General features: G+C 68.1%; 2 protein-coding genes. Both read left to right on the top strand.

Going from position 1 to position 1,617, the window contains the following annotated elements:
- On the top strand, positions 1-921 hold a 921-nt coding region (gene hlyD / locus L972_RS05420; protein ID WP_047436396.1), incomplete at its 5' end, for a secretion protein HlyD.
- A partial coding sequence (locus L972_RS05415; RefSeq protein WP_047436393.1) for an ABC transporter ATP-binding protein occupies positions 918-1,617 on the top strand: 700 nt, incomplete at its 3' end. The genes hlyD and L972_RS05415, both read left to right, overlap by 4 nt.

Below are 1,617 nucleotides of genomic sequence, written 5' to 3'. Positions count from 1 at the left end.
GGCTACCTCTGGTGGCAGGGGCGCCCCGCCGACGGCTCCATCCTCTACGGCAACGTCGATATTCGCGACGTCAATCTGGCCTTTCGGGTCGGCGGCCGGGTCGATCAGGTACTGGTCGATGAGGGGGATAGGGTAAAAGCCGGTCAACTGCTGGCCCGCCTCGATCCGGTTCCCCTCACCCACAGCCGTGACAGCGCCCGTGCCAATCTGGCCGCGCTCACTGCCGCCAACACCTTGATCCACAAAGGCTATCGCAGCGAAGAGACCGACCGCGCCCGGGCCGCACTGGCCGCCGCCGAAGCCGCTGCGCTGGAGGCCGACCAGCAGTGGCGCCGTCAGAACGCATTGGCAGCCACCGGCGCCATCTCCCGCGGTCAGCTCGATACCGCCCGCTCCCAGCGAGATCAGACCCAGGCACAGGTACGCTCCGCCCGCGAACAGCTCGCCCAGCTCGAAACCGGCTACCGCCCGGAAGAGATAGCCCAGTCCGATGCCCAGCTGGAAGGAGCCAAAGCGGCGCTCGCCAGTGCCGAACTGGCGCTGGCGGATGCCAGCCTGACCGCCCCCAGCGACGGCATCATCATCAGCCGCGCCATCGAGAACGGCAGCATGGTGCAGAGCGGAGCGACCGCCTTCAACCTCTCCCTGACCGCGCCGGTCTGGGTACGCGCCTATGTTGAGGAGCCTTGGCTCGGCCACTTCCCGAGCGGCGCCAAGGTGACCCTCACCACCGACTCGCGGCCGGATCAGCCCTATCACGGGGTGGTGGGCTTTGTCTCGCCGACCGCCGAGTTCACCCCGAAATCGGTGGAAACGCCGGACCTGCGCACTCACCTCGTCTACCGGCTGCGCATCGTGGTACAGGACCCCGACCCGGCCCTGCGCCAAGGGATGCCGGTCACCGTCAGGCTGGCGCCATGAACAGCGCTATCTCCCTCGAGGGGCTCACCAAACGCTTTGGCGAGCGGGTCGCCCTCAACGCCATCTCGGCCACCATTCCGGCTGGCGGCATCACAGGGCTGGTCGGCCCCGACGGCGCGGGCAAGAGCACTTTGCTGCGCCTGCTGGCCGGTCTGCTGATCCCCGAAGCGGGCACCATCCGGGTGCTGGGGCTGGATCCGGTGAGCGAGGGAGACCTGCTGCGTCAGCGCCTCGGCTATATGCCCCAGCAGTTCGGCCTCTACGAGGATCTCAGCGTGCTGGAGAACCTCACCCTCTACGCTGACTTGCGCGGCGTACTGGAGCCCGAACGCACACCCACCTTCGCGCGGCTGCTCGCCTTCACCGATCTTGCCCGCTTTACCGCGCGGCCTGCGGGCAAGCTCTCTGGCGGGATGAAGCAGAAACTCGGGCTGGCCTGCGCCCTGCTCGGCACCCCGGATGTGCTGCTGCTCGACGAACCGGGGGTCGGGGTCGATCCCATCTCCCGCCGCGCCCTCTGGCAGATGGTGCGCGAGCTGGCAAAAGGGGGGATGACGGTGCTCTGGAGTACCGCCTATCTCGATGAGGCGGAGCTGTGCGACCACGTGCTGCTGATGGCAGATGGCGAAGTGCGCACCAGCGGCACGCCAGCCGACCTGATGGGGGCCATGGCCAGCCGCTGCTGGCTGCTAGAGG

The sequence above is a fragment of the Aeromonas sp. ZOR0001 genome (assembly GCF_000801015.1).
Classification (GTDB): Bacteria; Pseudomonadota; Gammaproteobacteria; order Enterobacterales; family Aeromonadaceae; genus Aeromonas; species Aeromonas veronii.
Note: the sequence above shows the minus strand (reverse complement) of the source record. Positions and strands in the feature narration are given on the sequence as shown.